We start from the raw sequence: 16,048 nt of genomic DNA on the forward strand, positions 1-16,048 counted from the left end.
CTGCTACACCTTTCCCGCTGGGGTGCAACGAGTCTTGAGCACAGACATCTCACCTTTCCATCCGGCGACGGCCCGGTGAATTGCGGTCGACGCCGTCGCGGTCCCAGCTGCCCGGGAGCATCGGCATGCGGGGCCCACCCCCGAATTCATCCCCGGCCAGGGTGGTCAGGCCCGCTGCGGCGGCCGTCTCCTTGCGCGCCGTGCCGGTGAACCCGAGATTCCCGGCGCCCCGATCCGACGCCTTTGACACCCCGGCCGGCAGCGCTCCCCAATCCGGGTCGACGTCGACGTTCATGTCCATGAACTCGTCGTCATGGCCGTGCTGCCGAGCCCGTCGCCGACGCCAGGCCCGGGCCTGCTCCCGGGCGGCAGCCGCGGCCGAATCTGGCTCGGGCGCCTTCTTTTTCGCGCCGGCCGCCGCGCCGGCACTCATCCCGGTGCCAAACCCGATGCCGGGTGGGGCGACGAAGTAGGGCGACGCAAAACCCGGCCCGGCGGGAGGCGGTGCCGGTGGCGCCGCGCCGGCCCCGGCGCTGGCCGCGGGAGTCGGTGCTGGTGCCGTCGCGGGAGCCGCGGCCGGGGCGGCGATGAGCGTCGTCCCGAGCACCGCCGGCAGGCTGGGCACCTCGGGCGCGCCCGGTGGCGGCACCGGCACCGCCGCAGGTGCGGGCAGTGCGGCGAGCCCCGCAAGACCGGCGACCGCCCCGAAGGGCGCAACCGCGACGAGCATGGGAAGCAACAGCAACTGCGGCGCGGCCGGGAGAAAACTAGCGAGCTGGGCCAGGTGGGTCGGCCAGTCCAGCAGCACCAGCTCGGTGATGAATTGGAAAGCCGCCGCGGGGTTTTCCAGCAACAACTGCCCGAATCGTTGAAAATCCGAGAAAAGCTCGACGGCTCGAGCGACCCACCACAGCAATTCGCCGGGGTTCGTATAGGCATCCAGTGGGAGTCCGTTCAAAGTCCCCTCAACGGGGTCCCAATCGATACCGAAGGCCCGCAGGATCTGGGCGACGAACCGGTTGAGCCAACTGTCGAAGCCGTGCTCATGGCCCTCGTGATCGTGGTCCTCTTCTTCCTCGTGGTCGTGCGCGGTCGAGGCCTCGGATCTCAGGATCTGCGGCGCCGGCTCGGCCTGCGGTGTGGCCGCCACCGCCGCACTGGAGACGGCCTGATAGGTCGTCATCGTGCCGGCCGCCTGAACCCACATCCGCGCGTAGTCGGCCTCGTTGACCGCGATCGGAATCGTGTTGATGCCAAAGAAATTCGTCGCCATCAGCACGCCGTGGACGGCGTGGTTGGCGGCCAGCTCGCCCAACGTCGGCATGGCCCCCAGCGCCGCGGTATAGGCCGTCCCGGCCGTCTCATGCTGCGCGGCCGCCGCCGCGCTGTGGGCGCTGGCCTGCGTCAACCACGCCAGATACGGGCCATGTGCCGCGACGCAGGACTCGGCGCCGGGCCCCTGCCACACCCCGGCGTGCATCGACGCCAGCACAGCTCTGAGTTCTTCTGCGGCCGAGGCATATTCGGCGCTGATCGAACTCCACGCGGCCGCGGCGGCGAACATCGAGGAGGGCCCCGGGCCACTGCTCAGCAGGGTTGAGTGGACCTCCGGCGGCGAAGCCATCCAAATCGGGGCGGTCATTGCCGGGCACCCGCGCTGAGATCCAACGGGGCGACCGCGGCCTGCGACGTCATCACCGGCAACTCCTGGGCTGGGAAGGCTAAAGGGTTGCCAGGAGTTTAATGATAATGATTGTCGTTATCAACACGGGGATCCGAGCCCGCGTGGACGGTGCGCTAGACCAACGGGCGCCCCGTCCGGATCCGGCGGTCCAGGTCCCAGAGCATCAGGTTGAACGGGAACTGCCGGATGGTCCGCGGCAGTACGCGATTCACGACTCCCAGGACCGACATCAACCGGTCGAAGCGCCGCTGCTTGGCGGCGTCCCACGGCAGCCGCATCTCGTCGCGAAACCGTTGCGGCAGAAAGCCGGTGGTGATCAGCAGGTTGAAACTCTCCAACGGTTCGCGCAGCCATCGGGGCAGGCGTACACCGCGCACCCGGGACACCGCAATCGGATACAGGAATTCGCGAACAGTGTCATCGATGTGCACCTTGTCCAGCGATTCCTGCCAGTACTTGTCGAAGGCCGCCCGGTCCGCCGGCCACATCTCGGGCGGCACCTGCAGCGTGGTGCCCAACGACATGCCCTCGCGATAGAGGCGATCGGCGTCTTGCTCGTCCAGTTCGCCGACAAACGTGCGGTAGACGTCGATGCCGCCCTTGTAGATGCAGGCCGCCACCCACAGCTGCAATTCGGGATCAAAGGCGTTGTACTGCACCGGATCGCCGGGCCTCGAGTAGACCTCCGCGTGCGACCGATTGACCGCCCGGCGATACGCGGCCTTCTGCGCGTCCGTCCCGCCGTTGGCGACCGCGATGTAGGTGAATGTCGTGCGTGCCCGCTTGATCGGGTGGCGGTCGATGCGACCGCTCTCGACACGGCTCTCCGCCACGCCATGGCCGACGCCGGGACGCGCGAGTTCCATGATCACGTTGGCCGCACCGGCCAGCAACGCGATTCCCATCAGGGCGTAGTCGTCGGGATTCGGCCGCCGTCGGCCATGGCGCGGCGGGTCCGAGACCGGACGCTCGACATGCGGAATGCGCTGCTGAACCGCCTCGTGAATCGCCATCCGGATACCCCTCCGCCGCTCCGTACGCCAAATGTGACAACGGTTGTTTCCTGATATTGTCGGTGCATCGCGCCGGTGTCAAGATGGAGCTCATGGCCGAGACCCCGAGCGAGCGCCCCTATCGCGGCGTCGACGCCGCGCGTCGTCTGGCCGAACGACGGGGCCGGCTGCTGGCCGCTGGCCTGGACCTGCTGGGCGCCGACCAGCAGGATGCCTCCGCCCTGACGGTTCGTGCGGTCTGCACCCGGGCCGGCCTGACCCCCCGCTATTTCTACGAAAGCTTCAGCGACAGAGACGGATTCGTCGGAGCGGTCTTCGACTCGGTGATCGCCGACCTGGCGGCCACCACCCAGGCGGCCGTGGCGGCGGTGCCGATACCCGAACAGGCCCGCGCCGGCATGGCCAACATCGTGCGGACCATCGCCGACGACCCGCGCGTCGGACGACTGATGTTCAGCACCCAGCTCGCCGATGCCGTGATCGTGCGCAAACGCGCCGAATCCACCGCATTATTCGCGATGCTGCTGGGCCAGCACGGCGGCGACATGCTGCGGATGCCGGCAAACAACAGCATGAAGGCGGGCGCGCACTTCGCGGTCGGTGGCGTCGGGCAGATGATCAGCGCCTGGCTGATCGGCGACGTGCTGCTAGACCCCGACCAACTCGTCGATCAGCTCGCCGTGCTGCTCGACGAACTCGCTCATCCGCGGCTGTACGGCGTCACGGAAACAACGGGAGCCGCCACAGCCGCATCCCGGGATCCAGGAGCCACAGGCGCAACATCGTGAGCCGCATGATGCGCTGCGCGCCGCGGATCATGAAAATCGCGAGCGGCACCTCGATGCCCAGTGCAGTCACCACCGACAGCCAGACATCGTCGGGACCTGCGGTCATCAGGTCGAACCACGCGTCGCAGATCAGCAGCACGCCGGAAGTGAATGCCGCGAACAACAGCACCTGACGGCGCAGGTACCCGAAAACCGCTGTCGCCAGCATGAATCCGGCCAGCAGGATATCGAAGCCCACCCAGGTGAACGGCCAGTTGTGCGCGACATAGTTCTCCGGCAGCGTCAAGGACAGGTAGACCAGCCAGGGGATCATCGCGACCGACCCGCCGATCATCAGCCCCAGTCGGATGCGGCGTATCCGAGACAGCACCACCGGGTCGATGACCTCGTGCAGCGGTGCCTCCAGTCGCATGATCAGGTCTCGCCGCTGCGCGGGCGTCAACGCCGCGATCTGTTCATCGGTCAATATGCCGTCGGTCATCATCGACTCCCCCGGCTCGGCCCTGGTTTTGCCGACTAGGTTACGGCGTGCTCCCGGGGTCGCCGATCGGCCGCCGTCTTGGGAACAGCCTGGGCATCACTCGCACCGAATTCCTTTACCCAGCAGGCGAACTCAAGTGTTACGCCGTCGGGGTCCTGGAAATAGAACGAGCGCACGTAGACGCCGGGATGCACGGTCGCGGAAACCTGCATCTCGCTCTCATCGTGATTGAGGATCGGGCCGACCCGTACTCCCTTGTCCTTGAGCCGCTGCCGATAGGCGTCGAACTTCTCGGCCGGGACGTGAAAGGCGAGATGGTTCATCGTGCTGACCGCGCTGGTGATGTCCCCGATACCCGGGATCGCGCCGGGTGACGAGATCCCGGGCACCCGGTCAGGTGCATCGGCGAACCAGAAGAACGCGACGCAGTCGCCGTTGCCGGCATCGAAGAAGAAATGTTGCCCGGCACCGTGCGGCAGATCGAGCGACTTGATCAGCGGCATGCCGAGGATGTCACGGTAAAACTCGACGGTGCGAGCCATGTCGGAACACACCAGCGCAACATGATTGATCCCGCCGAGTTCGAATTCGGTGTTGGTGTTGTTGGGCTTGATCATGTTGCGGCTCCCCTCGATTGGGCCTGGCCAATCCATGAAACTGAATCTAACATCAGATTCAGTTTCAATCCAGGGGAGGAACACCAGGTGTCGATCGCGGCGGAATCCAGCGAACGCCCGGCCGAGTTCCCGACGCACCGGGGCCGGCGTACGCAGGCAGCGATCGACGCCGCCGCGCGAACGGTCGTGGCGCGCAAGGGAATCCTGGCGACGACGATTGCCGACATCGCCGCCGAAGCCGGCCGTTCGGCGGCCTCCTTTTACAACTACTACGACTCCAAGGAGGCGATGGTCCGCCAGTGGGCCTTGCGCTTTCGCGACGAGGCCAATGAGCGCGCGCGCTCGGTCACCGGGCATGGACTGTCCAACCGGCAACGCGCCCACGAGGCGGCCGCGGCGCACTGGCACACCTACCGCAATCGACTCGCCGAGGTGATCAGCGTGTCTCAAATGGCGATGGTCAACGACGACTTCGCGCAATACTGGGCCGAAATCTGCGATATTCCAATATCTTTCATCGCCGAGACGGTGCGGCGCGCGCAAACCAAAGGGTATTGTGCGGGCGATAATCCGCAGCTGATCGCCGAGGCGATCGTGGCGATGTTCAACCAGTTCTGCTACATCCAACTCAGCCGGGCCGGCGACGACGAACTCGACGACCAGGCCTGCATCCAAACCCTCGCCAACATCTACTATCGGGCGATTTACACGAAGGAAGGTCGCTGAATTGACGCCAAACAGCGGCAGTGCAGGGGTAGTCCGCGAATTCGTCGGCCTACCGTCGCCCACCGCCGGGCGCGCCGGCGCGGGCGGGCATCCCTGCCAGGGTCTGTATCACCGTGGCGTGGGACGCAAGCCGAGGGTGGCCATGATCGCCACGCACTACCAGATCGACTTCTCCGAGCATTATCTCGCCGATTACATGGCCATTCGGGGTATCGGATTTCTGGGCTGGAACACCCGGTTCCGCGGTTTCGAGCACAACTTCCTGCTCGACCACGCGCTGGTGGACATCGGCGTGGGGGTGCGCTGGCTGCGCGAGGTTCAGGGCGTGGATACCGTTGTGTTGCTGGGAAATTCGGGGGGCGGATCACTGATGTCGGCCTACCAGTCGCAGGCCGTCGACCCGAATGTGACCCCGCTGCACGGCATGCGACCGGCGGCCGGGCTGACGGAGTTGCTGCCCGCCGACGGCTACGTGGCCACCGCCGCGCATCCCGGACGTCCGGAGGTACTCACCGCCTGGATGGATGCCGCCGTCGTCGACGAAAACGATCCCGTCGCCACCGATGCCGAGCTCGACCTGTTCAACGAGGTCAACGGCCCGCCGTACCCGCCGGAGTTCATCGCCCGTTACCGCTCGGCACAGACCGCGCGCAATCACGCCATCACCGACTGGGCCGAGACGGAGCTCAAACGTGTTCGCGCAGCCGGATTTTCCGATCGTCCGTTCTCGGTCATGCGAACCTGGGCCGATCCCCGCATGGTCGATCCCAACATCGAACCCACCAAGCGGGCGCCCAACCAGTGCTACGCGGGTGTGCCGGCCAAGGCCAACCGGTCCGCCCAGGGCATCGCCGCGTCCTGCACACTGCGTAACTGGCTGGGCATGTGGAGTCTGCGGGTGGCGCAAACCCGGGCCGAGCCGCACCTGGGCCGCATCGCCTGCCCGGCCCTGGTGATCAACGCCGAGGCCGACACCGGCGTGTTTCCGTCTGACGCCCAACGCATCTACGACGCGCTCGCCGGCACCGACAAGTCGCAGGTCTCGATCGACAGCGACCACTACTTCACCACCCCGGGCGCGCGCAGCGAGCAGGCGGATACCATCGCCAGGTGGATCAGCAAGCGGTGGCGCTGAGAGTTCTCGCCCACTTCGTTCCCGGTGACAAAGTTCTCGATTTCCTTGCGGCCGAAGCAGATTGGCTCGACATTCGGTGGTGCGCCGCCGATGACGACGCGAGCTTCTATCGCGAGCTGCCCGAAGCCGAGGTGATTTGGCATGTACTACGACCGTTGTCAGGCGCCGACCTGCAACGCGGCCAACGACTGCGGCTCGTGCACAAGCTCGGCGCCGGGGTGAACACCATCGACGTGGCGACGGCGACCGAGCGCGGCATCGCCGTCGCCAACATGCCCGGCGCCAATGCGCCGTCGGTGGCCGAGGGAACCGTGCTGTTGATGCTCGCGGCGCTGCGCCGGCTGCCGGAGCTGGACCGCGTCACCCGGCAAGGGCGGGGCTGGCCATTGGATCCCGGGCTGGGCGAGACGGTCCGCGACATCGGTGGCTGCACCGTCGGCCTGGTGGGTTACGGCAATATCGCCAAGCGCGTCGGTGAGATCGTGACCGCCATGGGCGCCACCGTCGTGCACACCAGCACGCGCGACGACGGCCGGCCCGGCTGGCGGCCGCTGCCCGAACTGCTGGCCGTCAGCGACGTCGTCTCGCTGCACCTACCTTTGACCGAACAGACGCATCGTCTGCTTAACCGGGATGCGATCGCGGTGATGAAGCCCAGCGCGGTGCTGGTCAACACGTCACGCGGGGCCATCGTCGACGAAGACGCGCTTGTCGGGGCGCTGCGCGACGGGCGGCTGGCCGCCGCGGGCCTCGACGTTTTCGAGGTCGAGCCCACGCCGTCCGACAACGCACTGTTCGGCCTGGACAACGTGGTACTGACACCACACGTCACCTGGTACACCGCCGACACGATGCGGCGCTACCTCGTCGAGGCCGTCGCCAACTGCCGCCGGCTGCGTGACGGCGAGACGCTGGCCAATGTAGTCAACCAACCCACCGGTTATTAGATTGGTGGGTGCTTGGCCGAAACGAACCCCGAAAGCATGGGAAGGCGACCAATGCCGATCGCGATAATTTCTGAGCATCAAGATCTGGCCGACTCGGTGCGATCCCTGGTGGCGCGCGTCGCGCCGTCCGAGGTGTTGCACGCGGCCATGGAGACCCCGGTCGAGAACCCGCCGCCGTACTGGCAGGCGGCCGCCGAGCAAGGCCTGCAGGGTGTTCACCTCGCCGAGTCCGTCGGCGGCCAGGGCTTCGGCCTGCTCGAGCTGGCCATCGTGCTGGCCGAGTTCGGCTACGGCGCCGTGCCGGGGCCGTTCGTGCCGTCGGCGATCGCCAGCGCGCTGATCGCCTCGCACGACCCGGAGGCCAAAGTGCTCGCCGACCTGGCGTCCGGCGCGGCGATTGCCGCCTACGCGCTGGACTCCGGGCTGACCGCCACCCGCAAGGGCGACGTGCTGGTGATCCGCGGCGAGGTGCGCGCGGTTCCCGCCGCGGCGCAGGCATCGGTGCTGGTGCTCCCGGTGGCGATCGACAGCGGCGACGAGTGGGTGGTGCTGCGCGCTCACCAGCTCGAGATCGAGCCGGTGAAAAGCCTGGACCCGCTGCGGCCGATCGCACACGTGCGGGCCGACGCCGTCGAGGTCGGCGACGACGCGCTGTTAAGCAGCCTGACCATGACAACCGCCTACGCGCTGATGTCGACGCTGTTGTCCGCCGAGGCGATCGGCGTGGCCCGCTGGGCCACCGACACGGCATCGCAATACGCCAAGATCCGGGAGCAGTTCGGCAGGCCGATCGGCCAGTTCCAGGCCATCAAGCACAAGTGCGCGGAGATGATCGCCGACACCGAGCGGGCCACCGCGGCGGTGTGGGACGCGGCGCGCGCGATCGACGAAGCCTCTCCGGACGTGGAGTTCGCCGCCGCCGTGGCCGCGACACTGGCACCGGCGGCCGCCCAGCGGTGCACGCAGGACTGCATCCAGGTGCACGGCGGCATCGGCTACACCTGGGAACACGACACGAACGTGTACTACCGCCGGGCGCTGATGCTGGCCGCCTGCTTCGGCCGCAGCGCGGACTACCCGCAGAAGGTGGTCAACACCGCGACCACCACCGGCATGCGCCCGGTGAACATCGACCTGGATCCCGAGACGGAGAAGCTGCGCGACGAGATCCGCGCCGAGGTCACCGCGCTGAAGGCGATGGACCGGGAGCCGCGCACCGTGGCGCTCGCCGAGGGCGGCTGGGTCTTGCCGTACCTGCCCAAGCCGTGGGGCCGGGCGGCCAGCCCGATCGAGCAGATCATCATCGCCCAGGAGTTCACCACCGGACGGGTGCGGCGGCCGCAGGTCGGCATCGCCGCGTGGATCATCCCGTCGATCGTCGCGTTCGGAACCGAGGAGCAAAAGCAACGGTTCCTCCCGCCGACCTTCCGCGGCGAGATGATCTGGTGCCAGCTGTTCTCCGAGCCGGGCGCCGGATCGGACCTGGCCGGGCTGACCACAAAGGCAACCCGGGCCGACGGCGGCTGGCGCATTACCGGCCAGAAGATCTGGACCACCGCCGCGCAGTACTCGCAACGGGGTGCGCTGCTGGCCAGGACGGACCCGTCGGCGCCCAAGCACAACGGGATCACGTACTTCCTGCTGGATATGAAGAGTGAGGGTGTGACGGTCAAGCCGCTGCGCGAGCTGACCGGGAACGCGATGTTCAACACCGTCTACATCGACGACGTGTTCGTGCCCGACGAGTGCGTGCTGGGCGAGGTCAACCGGGGCTGGGAGGTCAGCCGCAACACGCTGACCGCCGAGCGGGTATCGATCGGCAGCAGCGACGCGAATTTCCTGGCGACCCTGCCCCAGTTCGTCGAGTTCGTCCGCGACGGCCAGTTCGATCAGGTCGCCCAACACCGGGCCGGACAGTTGATCGCCGAGGGGCATGCGGCGAAGGTGCTGAACCTGCGCTCGACGCTGTTGACGCTGGCCGGGGGCGACGCGATGCCGTCCGCGGCGATCTCCAAGCTGCTGTCGATGCGCACCGGCCAGGGCTACGCCGAATTCGCGGTGTCCTCGTTCGGTACCGACGCCGCGATCGGCGACCCCGATCAGCTAGCGGGCAAGTGGGGCGAGTACCTGCTGGCCAGCCGGGCCACGACCATTTATGGCGGTACCTCGGAAGTGCAGCTCAACATCATCGCCGAGCGACTGCTGGGCCTGCCCCGCGACCCGTAAAACAGATCCATGCCGACCCGGGGCCGGTCCCAGGTCGGCATGGACGTCTATTGAGTCAGGGGGCCACGCCGGCCCGAGATTGTCAGACCGGCGTGGATCCCCCCCGGGATGCGGGTCGGCCACCCCATGACGTGGCAGGACGAGGCCGGCCGACCCCGCGATCTTGGTGGATCACCACCAGGGGCGCCACCAGTTGCCCCAACCCCAGCCACCGCCGCGGCCCCAGCCACCGTGACCCCAGCCACCGTGACCCCAGCCGCCGTGGCCCCAGCCACCGCCGCGGCCCCAGCCACCGTGACCCCAGCCACCGTGGCCGCCGCCACCCCAGCCGTGGCCGCCGCCGGGCCGTTCCGGAAGAATTCCGGGGCTCAGCGGTGCGGCGCCGTGCGGGCCGTTGAGTTCAAACGTTGTCGCAGGGGCGGGCGCCGGTGCGGCCTGCGCCGCGGGGGTGCCGCCGAATAGCATCGCGCCGGCCACCGCTGCGGCGCCGACAGCGCCAGCGGCAGCACCGCGGATCGATCGCAGTGAATTCCTCATCGTGAGCTCCTTCCGAGACCCCAGTTCCCCCGACATCTCGAAACGCTACGCATAAATTCCTGGGCAAACAATAGCAATGACACTAATTCGGGCTGTGAATTCGGTAACAGTTGCATTTCATCATCCGTCGCGCAATTTCGTATCCGTGTATCTCATAATTGCATTGCCAATAATACTTATTTGCGTTAATCAGGACGGGTGCACATACGGAGATCAGTAGTCACTGATAGCTCCATCATCAAGGCTAAACCGTACTATACTGAGTTACTGAAGTCCGTATATTAGGATCTCATTACGTCATTATCTGCGCGCTTTTATTTGCTCCCAATAGGCGACACAAGCTCCTACCATCGTGACGGATGAATGGTCTACAAGCAATGAAAGTTAGACTCACTGTATGAGACATCCTATTTTTCAGCAGCAATCAAAGTTAATTTCTGCAGATGAAAGCCGCTATTCGCGGCGGCGGCGTCGTCGCCCCGCGGCGTTCAGTGGTGACACCCGGCGTGTTCTGCCGTAACACCCGGCCTCGCGCGACGCGACTTACGCTGGTGTCAGTGAGACAATCAGTAGGCAACGCGCACTGAAGTACTGATTTACTGATTGGGACCCACGGAGGGACGGTCGCCCCAGTGAGCTTCAACCCCGGCCACATCCGGCCCGGCGCCGGACCGCTCCGGGGGCAGATGTCCGCCGCAACACCCCCCGGAGACAGCGCACCAACCGAACGCCTTACCGGCTTCCGGCAGCCACGCCCCCAGCGGTTAGTCAGTCAGCCCGCGGAACCCAGATCACGCGCCACCGGCGAAACGCCCCGCATCCAGCGGACGCGTCGCACCGTCGACCTCCCGGCGGCCACCCACCGAGCCCTCGACATCTGGCAGCGCGAAGCCGCCGACCAACTGGGCGTCGCCCGGGTCACCGGGCAAGAGGTGCTCACCGCGCTCATCGATCAGCTGCTCGCCGATCCCCAACTCGCGGCCCAGATCACCCGGGCCATTCAGGACCGCCGCTAAGCCTCGGCACGACCAGCCGCTAGTCGACCTGCATTTCACGCAGCTCGCGCTTGAGGATCTTGCCGGTCGGGTTGCGCGGTAGCTCCTCGAGGAAGATCACCTCGCGCGGCACCTTGTAGCGGGCCAGGTGGTCGCGCACGTATCCCTTGATGGTGTCCTCGTCGACGTCGGCGCCTTCCTTCTTCACGACGAACGCGCGCAGCCGGTGACCCCACTCCTTGTCCTCGACACCGATCGCGGTGGCCTCCACCACGGCTTCGTGTCCGCTGATCAGGTCCTCGACCTCGGCGGGGAACACGTTCTCGCCACCCGAGACGATCATCTCGTCGTCGCGGCCGCTGACATACAGCAGGCCATGCTCGTCGAAGTAGCCGACGTCGCCCGAGGACATCAGGCCGTCGATGATCTGCTTGTGCCCGCCGCCGGTGTAGCCCTCGAACGGGAAGGCATTGCCGACGAAGATGCGTCCCACGCCGCCCTGGGGCACCTCGTTGCCGTTGTCGTCGAGGATCTTGACCTTCACGCCCTTGACGACCGGGCCGACCGTCGACGCGTTGCGTTCGAGGTCCTCGGGCCGGGCGATCGTCGCGAACGCGATCTCGGTCGAGCCGTACATGTTGTAGACGACCGGACCGATGTCCTTCAGCGCGCGGGTGGCCAGCTCGGCGCCCAACTGGGATCCGGACACGAAGATGATCTTCAGGCTGGACAGGTCGGGCTTGGGGTCCGTCTTTTCCAGCGTGTCGAGGATGCGCGACAACATCACCGGCACCACGACCATGGCCGTCACCTTGTGCTTCTCGATGTCCTCGAGCACCAGCGGCGGCTTGAATTTGCGGCGCAGCACCAGGGTGGACCCCAGGAACATCGCGATGGTGGCGTGCAGATAGCCGAGCGCGTGGAACATCGGCGCCGGCAGCGAGGTGACCTCGTTCGCCTTGAACGGGACGTGCGACAGGATGCCGCCGACGGGGGCGAGCGTGGGCGGGGTGCTGCGGTTGGCGCCCTTGGGTGTCCCGGTCGTTCCGCTGGTCAGGATGATGATCGACGCGTGCTTGCCGGCCTTCGGGGCCGGCTCCTTGCTGCTGTGCGCGATCAGATCGGCGAGCGTCTCGTCGGTGCTGCCGGACGGCTCGTCGCTGTCCGGGTTGATCCCGAGCGCGCGCAGCTTGCCCAGCACCGGCTCGGCTTTGCTCACCGCGTTGGTGTATTCGTCGTCGTAGATGATGATCTTGGCGCCCTCGCGCTCGGACACCTCTTTGATCTGCGGTCCGGAGAATTCGCTGTTGAGCAGGATGATGCGGGCGCCGACCCGGGCCGCACCGTAGTTGGCGATGAGGAACCAGCGGTGGTTGCGGGCCAGGATCGCGACGCCGTCGCCGCCCTTGACACCCTTGTCGATCAGGCCGTTGGCCACCGCGTGGGCGGCTTCGTCGAGCTCGCGATAGCTGAGCTCGCCCTCTTCGTCGATCAGCGCCGCGCGGTCGGGAGTACGCCGGGCGTTGAGCGAGGGCAGCATGCCGAACTCGCCCCACTTCGCGATGTCGGCCGCCATCACCGCGGTCTTGAGGGGCGACTCCAGCTTGAACGCGCCCGCCTCGAAGATCTTCCGCACGTAGTGCAGTTCCGCGGAGCCGCGTTCGACGTACTGCTGGAGCTTGGAAACGGCTTGCCCGGCCGGGCCTGGAAGGTTAGGCATAACCTAACCATATGTGACGCGGGTCGCAACGCGGCCAGAAAATTCTCGCGGAATTACGATGAACTCCATGGCCGGTCCGGTGTCATTGGAGGTTGCCGGGCACGAAGTCACGATCACTCACCCGGACAAAATCGTCTTCGATTCCCGTGGTGAAACGGGGCCCTACACCAAGCTCGACCTGGTCCGCTATTACCTCTCGGTCGCCGAGGGAGCGTTGCGGGGAGTGGCCGGCCGGCCGATGATCTTGAAGCGCTTCGTCAAGGGGATTGCGCAGGAGGCGGTGTTCCAGAAGCGCGCGCCGACGAAACGTCCGGACTGGGTCGACGTCGCCGAACTCCACTACGCGCGGGGCACGTCGGCCGCGGAGGCCGTCATCCACGACGCCGCCGGGCTGGCGTGGGCGATCAACTTGGGCTGCGTGGACCTCAACCCGCACCCGGTGCTCGCCGACGACCTCGATCATCCCGACGAGCTGCGGGTCGATCTGGATCCGATGCCCGGGGTGAACTGGCAGGGAATCGTCGACGTGGCGATGGTGGCCCGCGAGGTGCTGGAGGACTACGGCCTGACCGCGTGGCCGAAGACGTCGGGATCGCGGGGCTTTCACATCTACGCCCGCATCGCGCCGCGCTGGGAGTTCCGTCAGGTCCGGCTGGCCGCCCAGACCGTGGCCCGCGAGGTCGAGCGGCGGATCCCCGAGGCCGCGACCAGCCGCTGGTGGAAGGAGGAGCGCGAGGGCGTCTTCGTCGACTTCAACCAGAACGCGAAGGACCGCACGGTCGCGTCGGCCTACTCGGTGCGGGCCACTCCGGATGCCCGGGTGTCGACGCCGCTGCTCTGGGACGAGGTCGCCGGCTGCCGGCCGGAGGCGTTCACGATCGAAACCGTTCCCGAGCGGTTCGCCGATATCGGCGACCCGTGGGCGGGGATGAACGACGCGGTCGGCGAGCTGGATCGGCTGCTGACGCTGGCCGAGGAAATGGGTCCCCCGAAGCGGGCACCCCGCGGCTCGGGAAAGAGTTCGGATGGCCGGCGCCGGTCCTCGATGCCACTGATCGAGGTCGCCCGGACCAAGACCAAGGGCGAGGCGATGGCCGCGCTGGACACCTGGCGTGACCGCTATCCCGCCGTTGCCGAGCGATTGCAGCCGGCCGACGTGCTGGTCGACGGCATGCGCGGGCCGAGTTCGATTTGGTACCGGATCCGGATCAACCTGCAGCACGTTCCGGTGGATCAGCGCCCGCCGCAGGAGCAGCTGATCGCCGACTACAGCCCCTGGGCGGGTTACACCCCGCCGGGTTTCCGGCCGGGTGCCGCGGGCGCTGGAGATTGAGGCCGCTGGGGTGAGCGGTCACACCGAGCGGCGATGCAGGTCAGCGTCGCCGACGCGATACTCTCACGCGATGCGACAGGGATGGAATCGGCGAGGGTTCTTGCAGCTCGCCGGTGCCGCCGCGGCCGCCGTGGCAGCCGGGGTCTCGGCGGGGTGCTCGGACCCCAAACCGAAGACACCGAGCGCCCCCGGTGGCGAAGGCGTGACGATCACCCATCTCTTCGGCCAGACCGTCATCAAGGCGCCACCCAAGCGCGTGGTCAGCGCCGGCTACACCGAGCAGGACGATCTCCTCGCGCTCGGCGTCGTACCCGTCGCGGTGACCAACTGGTTCGGTGATCAGCCGTTCGCGGTGTGGCCGTGGGCCCGGCCCAAGCTCGGTGGCGCCCAACCCGCGGTGTTGAACTTGGACAACGGAATTCCCGTCGACCAGATCTCGAGCCTGAAGCCCGATTTGATCGTGGCCATCAACGCCGGCTTGGACGCCGACACCTACCAGAAGCTGTCCGCGATCACCCCGACCCTCGCCCAGTCCGACGGCGACGCCTTCTTCGAGCCGTGGAAGGACCAGGCCACCGCGATCGGCCAAGCGGTGTTTCAGGCCGACCGGATGAAGGCGTTGATCGATGGCGTCGACAAGCAGTTCGTCGCCGTCGCCCAGAATCATCCGCAGTGGAAGACCAGGCGGGCATTGCTGATGCAGGGCACCCTGTTCCGGGGCACCGTGGTCGCCACCGCGGCGGGCTGGCGCACCGACTTCCTCAACCAGATGGGTCTGGTAATCGCCGACAGCATCAAGCCTTTCGTCACCGACCACCGTGCCGTCATCCCGCGCGATCAGATCAAATCGGTGCTCGATTCCGCCGACGTGGTGATCTGGACGACCGAGAGTCCCGACGAGCAGAAGGCGCTGCTGGCCGACCCCGAGGTGGCGGGATCGCAGGCGACCGCGCAGAGCCGCCACGTCTTCACCACCAAGGAGCAGGCCGGTGCGATCGCATTCGCGTCGCCACTGAGCTACCCGATGGTCGCCGACCAATTGCCCCCGATGATCGCCAAAGTCCTCGGATAGCCCCGTCTCTTTGAGCATTCGGTAAGGCAGCTCTGGCAGTGCTCGAAAATCCCGCGCCGCCCCCTTTCGCCTGCCCCGATTCCGAAGTTACCGTTCAGTAATGAGCGTGACGGATCTCCCCGCGGACGTGCCGACCGATCTGGTGGGCAACGTCGTTCTGGACTACGGCGACCAGGCGCTGTTGGTGCAATGTGGCAGCACCGCAGAGGTATTGGCATGGGCGGACGCGTTGCGCGCGGCGGCGCTGCCCGGCGTGCTCGACATCGTTCCGGCCGCCCGCACGGTGCTGGTCAAACTCGACGGCCCGCGCTATCAGGGAGTCATCCGTCAGCGATTGCGCAAACTGCGGGTCTCCCCTGAGACGGCCGCCCCGGCGGAGCGCATCGCCGACGTGGTGATCGACGTCGTCTACGACGGTCCGGATCTCGGCGAGGTCGCCGCCCACACCGGGCTGACGATCGCACAGGTCATCGACGCGCACACCGCTACGTTGTGGCGAGTCGGATTCAGTGGATTCGCACCAGGTTTCGCGTACCTGATCGACGGCGACCCGCGGCTGCGGGTGCCGCGGCACGCCGAGCCGCGCACCGCGGTACCGGCCGGCTCGGTCGCACTCGCCGGCGAGTTCAGCGCGATCTATCCACGCCGTTCCCCCGGCGGTTGGCGACTCATCGGGCACACCGACGCGGTCCTATGGGACCTGGCGCGACCCGATCCCGCGTTGCTGACGCAGGGCATGTGGGTTCAATTCCGGGCCGTGTGACCAAGGAGCAT

Annotated in this window: 15 protein-coding genes; 9 read left to right on the forward strand and 6 right to left on the reverse strand. The window is 66.9% G+C overall.

Going from position 1 to position 16,048, the window contains the following annotated elements; all coding sequences use genetic code 11:
* Nucleotides 1-49 precede the first annotated feature (49 nt).
* Both G6N55_RS14955 and G6N55_RS14960 read right to left on the reverse strand, forming a co-directional pair.
* Nucleotides 50-1,642: a PPE family protein gene (locus G6N55_RS14955; RefSeq protein WP_085222548.1), complete on the reverse strand. Its 1,593-nt coding sequence runs from the start codon at nucleotides 1,640-1,642 to the stop codon at nucleotides 50-52.
* Nucleotides 1,643-1,797: 155 nt separating this feature from the next.
* Nucleotides 1,798-2,697: an oxygenase MpaB family protein gene (locus G6N55_RS14960; RefSeq protein ID WP_085222547.1), complete on the reverse strand. Its 900-nt coding sequence runs from the start codon at nucleotides 2,695-2,697 to the stop codon at nucleotides 1,798-1,800.
* A gap of 92 nt (nucleotides 2,698-2,789) precedes the next feature.
* Between G6N55_RS14960 and G6N55_RS14965 the strand changes: the two genes are divergently transcribed.
* Nucleotides 2,790-3,485, forward strand: coding sequence for a TetR/AcrR family transcriptional regulator (locus tag G6N55_RS14965; protein ID WP_372517584.1), 696 nt, complete (start codon nucleotides 2,790-2,792; stop codon nucleotides 3,483-3,485).
* Here G6N55_RS14965 and G6N55_RS14970 read toward each other — a convergent pair.
* Together G6N55_RS14970 and G6N55_RS14975 are read right to left on the reverse strand one after the other, a co-directional pair.
* Nucleotides 3,418-3,966, reverse strand: coding sequence for a hypothetical protein (locus tag G6N55_RS14970; RefSeq protein WP_085223010.1), 549 nt, complete (start codon nucleotides 3,964-3,966; stop codon nucleotides 3,418-3,420). The genes G6N55_RS14965 and G6N55_RS14970 overlap by 68 nt on opposite strands.
* A gap of 35 nt (nucleotides 3,967-4,001) precedes the next feature.
* Nucleotides 4,002-4,583 carry a VOC family protein gene (locus tag G6N55_RS14975; protein WP_085222546.1) on the reverse strand — a complete coding sequence of 194 codons (582 nt, stop codon included), beginning with the start codon at nucleotides 4,581-4,583 and terminating at the stop codon, nucleotides 4,002-4,004.
* 93 nt (nucleotides 4,584-4,676) lie between these two features.
* On the opposite strand from G6N55_RS14975, the gene G6N55_RS14980 reads away from it, so the two are divergent.
* From G6N55_RS14980 to G6N55_RS14995, 4 genes are read left to right on the forward strand one after another with little or no spacing between them, the layout of a single operon-like run.
* Complete coding sequence (locus G6N55_RS14980; RefSeq protein ID WP_372517617.1) at nucleotides 4,677-5,309, forward strand: TetR/AcrR family transcriptional regulator; 633 nt, start codon at nucleotides 4,677-4,679, stop codon at nucleotides 5,307-5,309.
* A 1-nt stretch (nucleotide 5,310) separates the two neighbouring features.
* The gene (locus G6N55_RS14985) at nucleotides 5,311-6,444 is read left to right on the forward strand and encodes an alpha/beta hydrolase (protein WP_085222544.1); all 1,134 of its coding nucleotides are present in this window, start codon (nucleotides 5,311-5,313) and stop codon (nucleotides 6,442-6,444) included.
* Nucleotides 6,441-7,391: a 2-hydroxyacid dehydrogenase gene (locus G6N55_RS14990; RefSeq protein WP_085223009.1), complete on the forward strand. Its 951-nt coding sequence runs from the start codon at nucleotides 6,441-6,443 to the stop codon at nucleotides 7,389-7,391. The genes G6N55_RS14985 and G6N55_RS14990 overlap by 4 nt, the downstream gene beginning before the upstream one ends.
* A gap of 51 nt (nucleotides 7,392-7,442) precedes the next feature.
* Nucleotides 7,443-9,617 carry an acyl-CoA dehydrogenase gene (locus G6N55_RS14995; protein ID WP_085222543.1) on the forward strand — a complete coding sequence of 725 codons (2,175 nt, stop codon included), beginning with the start codon at nucleotides 7,443-7,445 and terminating at the stop codon, nucleotides 9,615-9,617.
* A gap of 171 nt (nucleotides 9,618-9,788) precedes the next feature.
* Here G6N55_RS14995 and G6N55_RS29490 read toward each other — a convergent pair whose 3' ends face one another.
* The gene (locus tag G6N55_RS29490) at nucleotides 9,789-10,154 is read right to left on the reverse strand and encodes a hypothetical protein (RefSeq protein ID WP_179968070.1); all 366 of its coding nucleotides are present in this window, start codon (nucleotides 10,152-10,154) and stop codon (nucleotides 9,789-9,791) included.
* Between the two features lie 632 nt (nucleotides 10,155-10,786).
* Here G6N55_RS29490 and G6N55_RS15005 point away from each other — a divergent pair.
* Nucleotides 10,787-11,170 carry an ATPase gene (locus G6N55_RS15005; protein WP_372517585.1) on the forward strand — a complete coding sequence of 128 codons (384 nt, stop codon included), beginning with the start codon at nucleotides 10,787-10,789 and terminating at the stop codon, nucleotides 11,168-11,170.
* A 19-nt stretch (nucleotides 11,171-11,189) separates the two neighbouring features.
* Here G6N55_RS15005 and fadD2 read toward each other — a convergent pair whose 3' ends face one another.
* The gene (fadD2, locus tag G6N55_RS15010) at nucleotides 11,190-12,869 is read right to left on the reverse strand and encodes a long-chain-fatty-acid--CoA ligase FadD2 (RefSeq protein ID WP_085222542.1); all 1,680 of its coding nucleotides are present in this window, start codon (nucleotides 12,867-12,869) and stop codon (nucleotides 11,190-11,192) included.
* 58 nt (nucleotides 12,870-12,927) lie between these two features.
* Here fadD2 and G6N55_RS15015 point away from each other — a divergent pair, with 58 nt between their 5' ends.
* The 3 genes from G6N55_RS15015 to G6N55_RS15025 all read left to right on the forward strand — a co-directional run bounded on the left by G6N55_RS15015 (nucleotide 12,928) and on the right by G6N55_RS15025 (nucleotide 16,037).
* Entirely contained in the window at nucleotides 12,928-14,202 is a 1,275-nt protein-coding gene (locus G6N55_RS15015; RefSeq protein ID WP_085222541.1) for a DNA polymerase domain-containing protein, read from the forward strand.
* Nucleotides 14,203-14,272: 70 nt separating this feature from the next.
* Entirely contained in the window at nucleotides 14,273-15,274 is a 1,002-nt protein-coding gene (locus tag G6N55_RS15020) for an ABC transporter substrate-binding protein (protein WP_085222540.1), read from the forward strand.
* Between the two features lie 100 nt (nucleotides 15,275-15,374).
* A complete protein-coding gene (locus G6N55_RS15025; protein ID WP_085222539.1) occupies nucleotides 15,375-16,037 on the forward strand; it encodes a 5-oxoprolinase subunit B family protein in 663 nt (220 codons plus the stop codon).
* The last annotated feature ends 11 nt before the right edge of the window (nucleotides 16,038-16,048 follow it).

This window comes from Mycobacterium florentinum (assembly GCF_010730355.1).
GTDB lineage: Bacteria > Actinomycetota > Actinomycetes > Mycobacteriales > Mycobacteriaceae > Mycobacterium > Mycobacterium florentinum.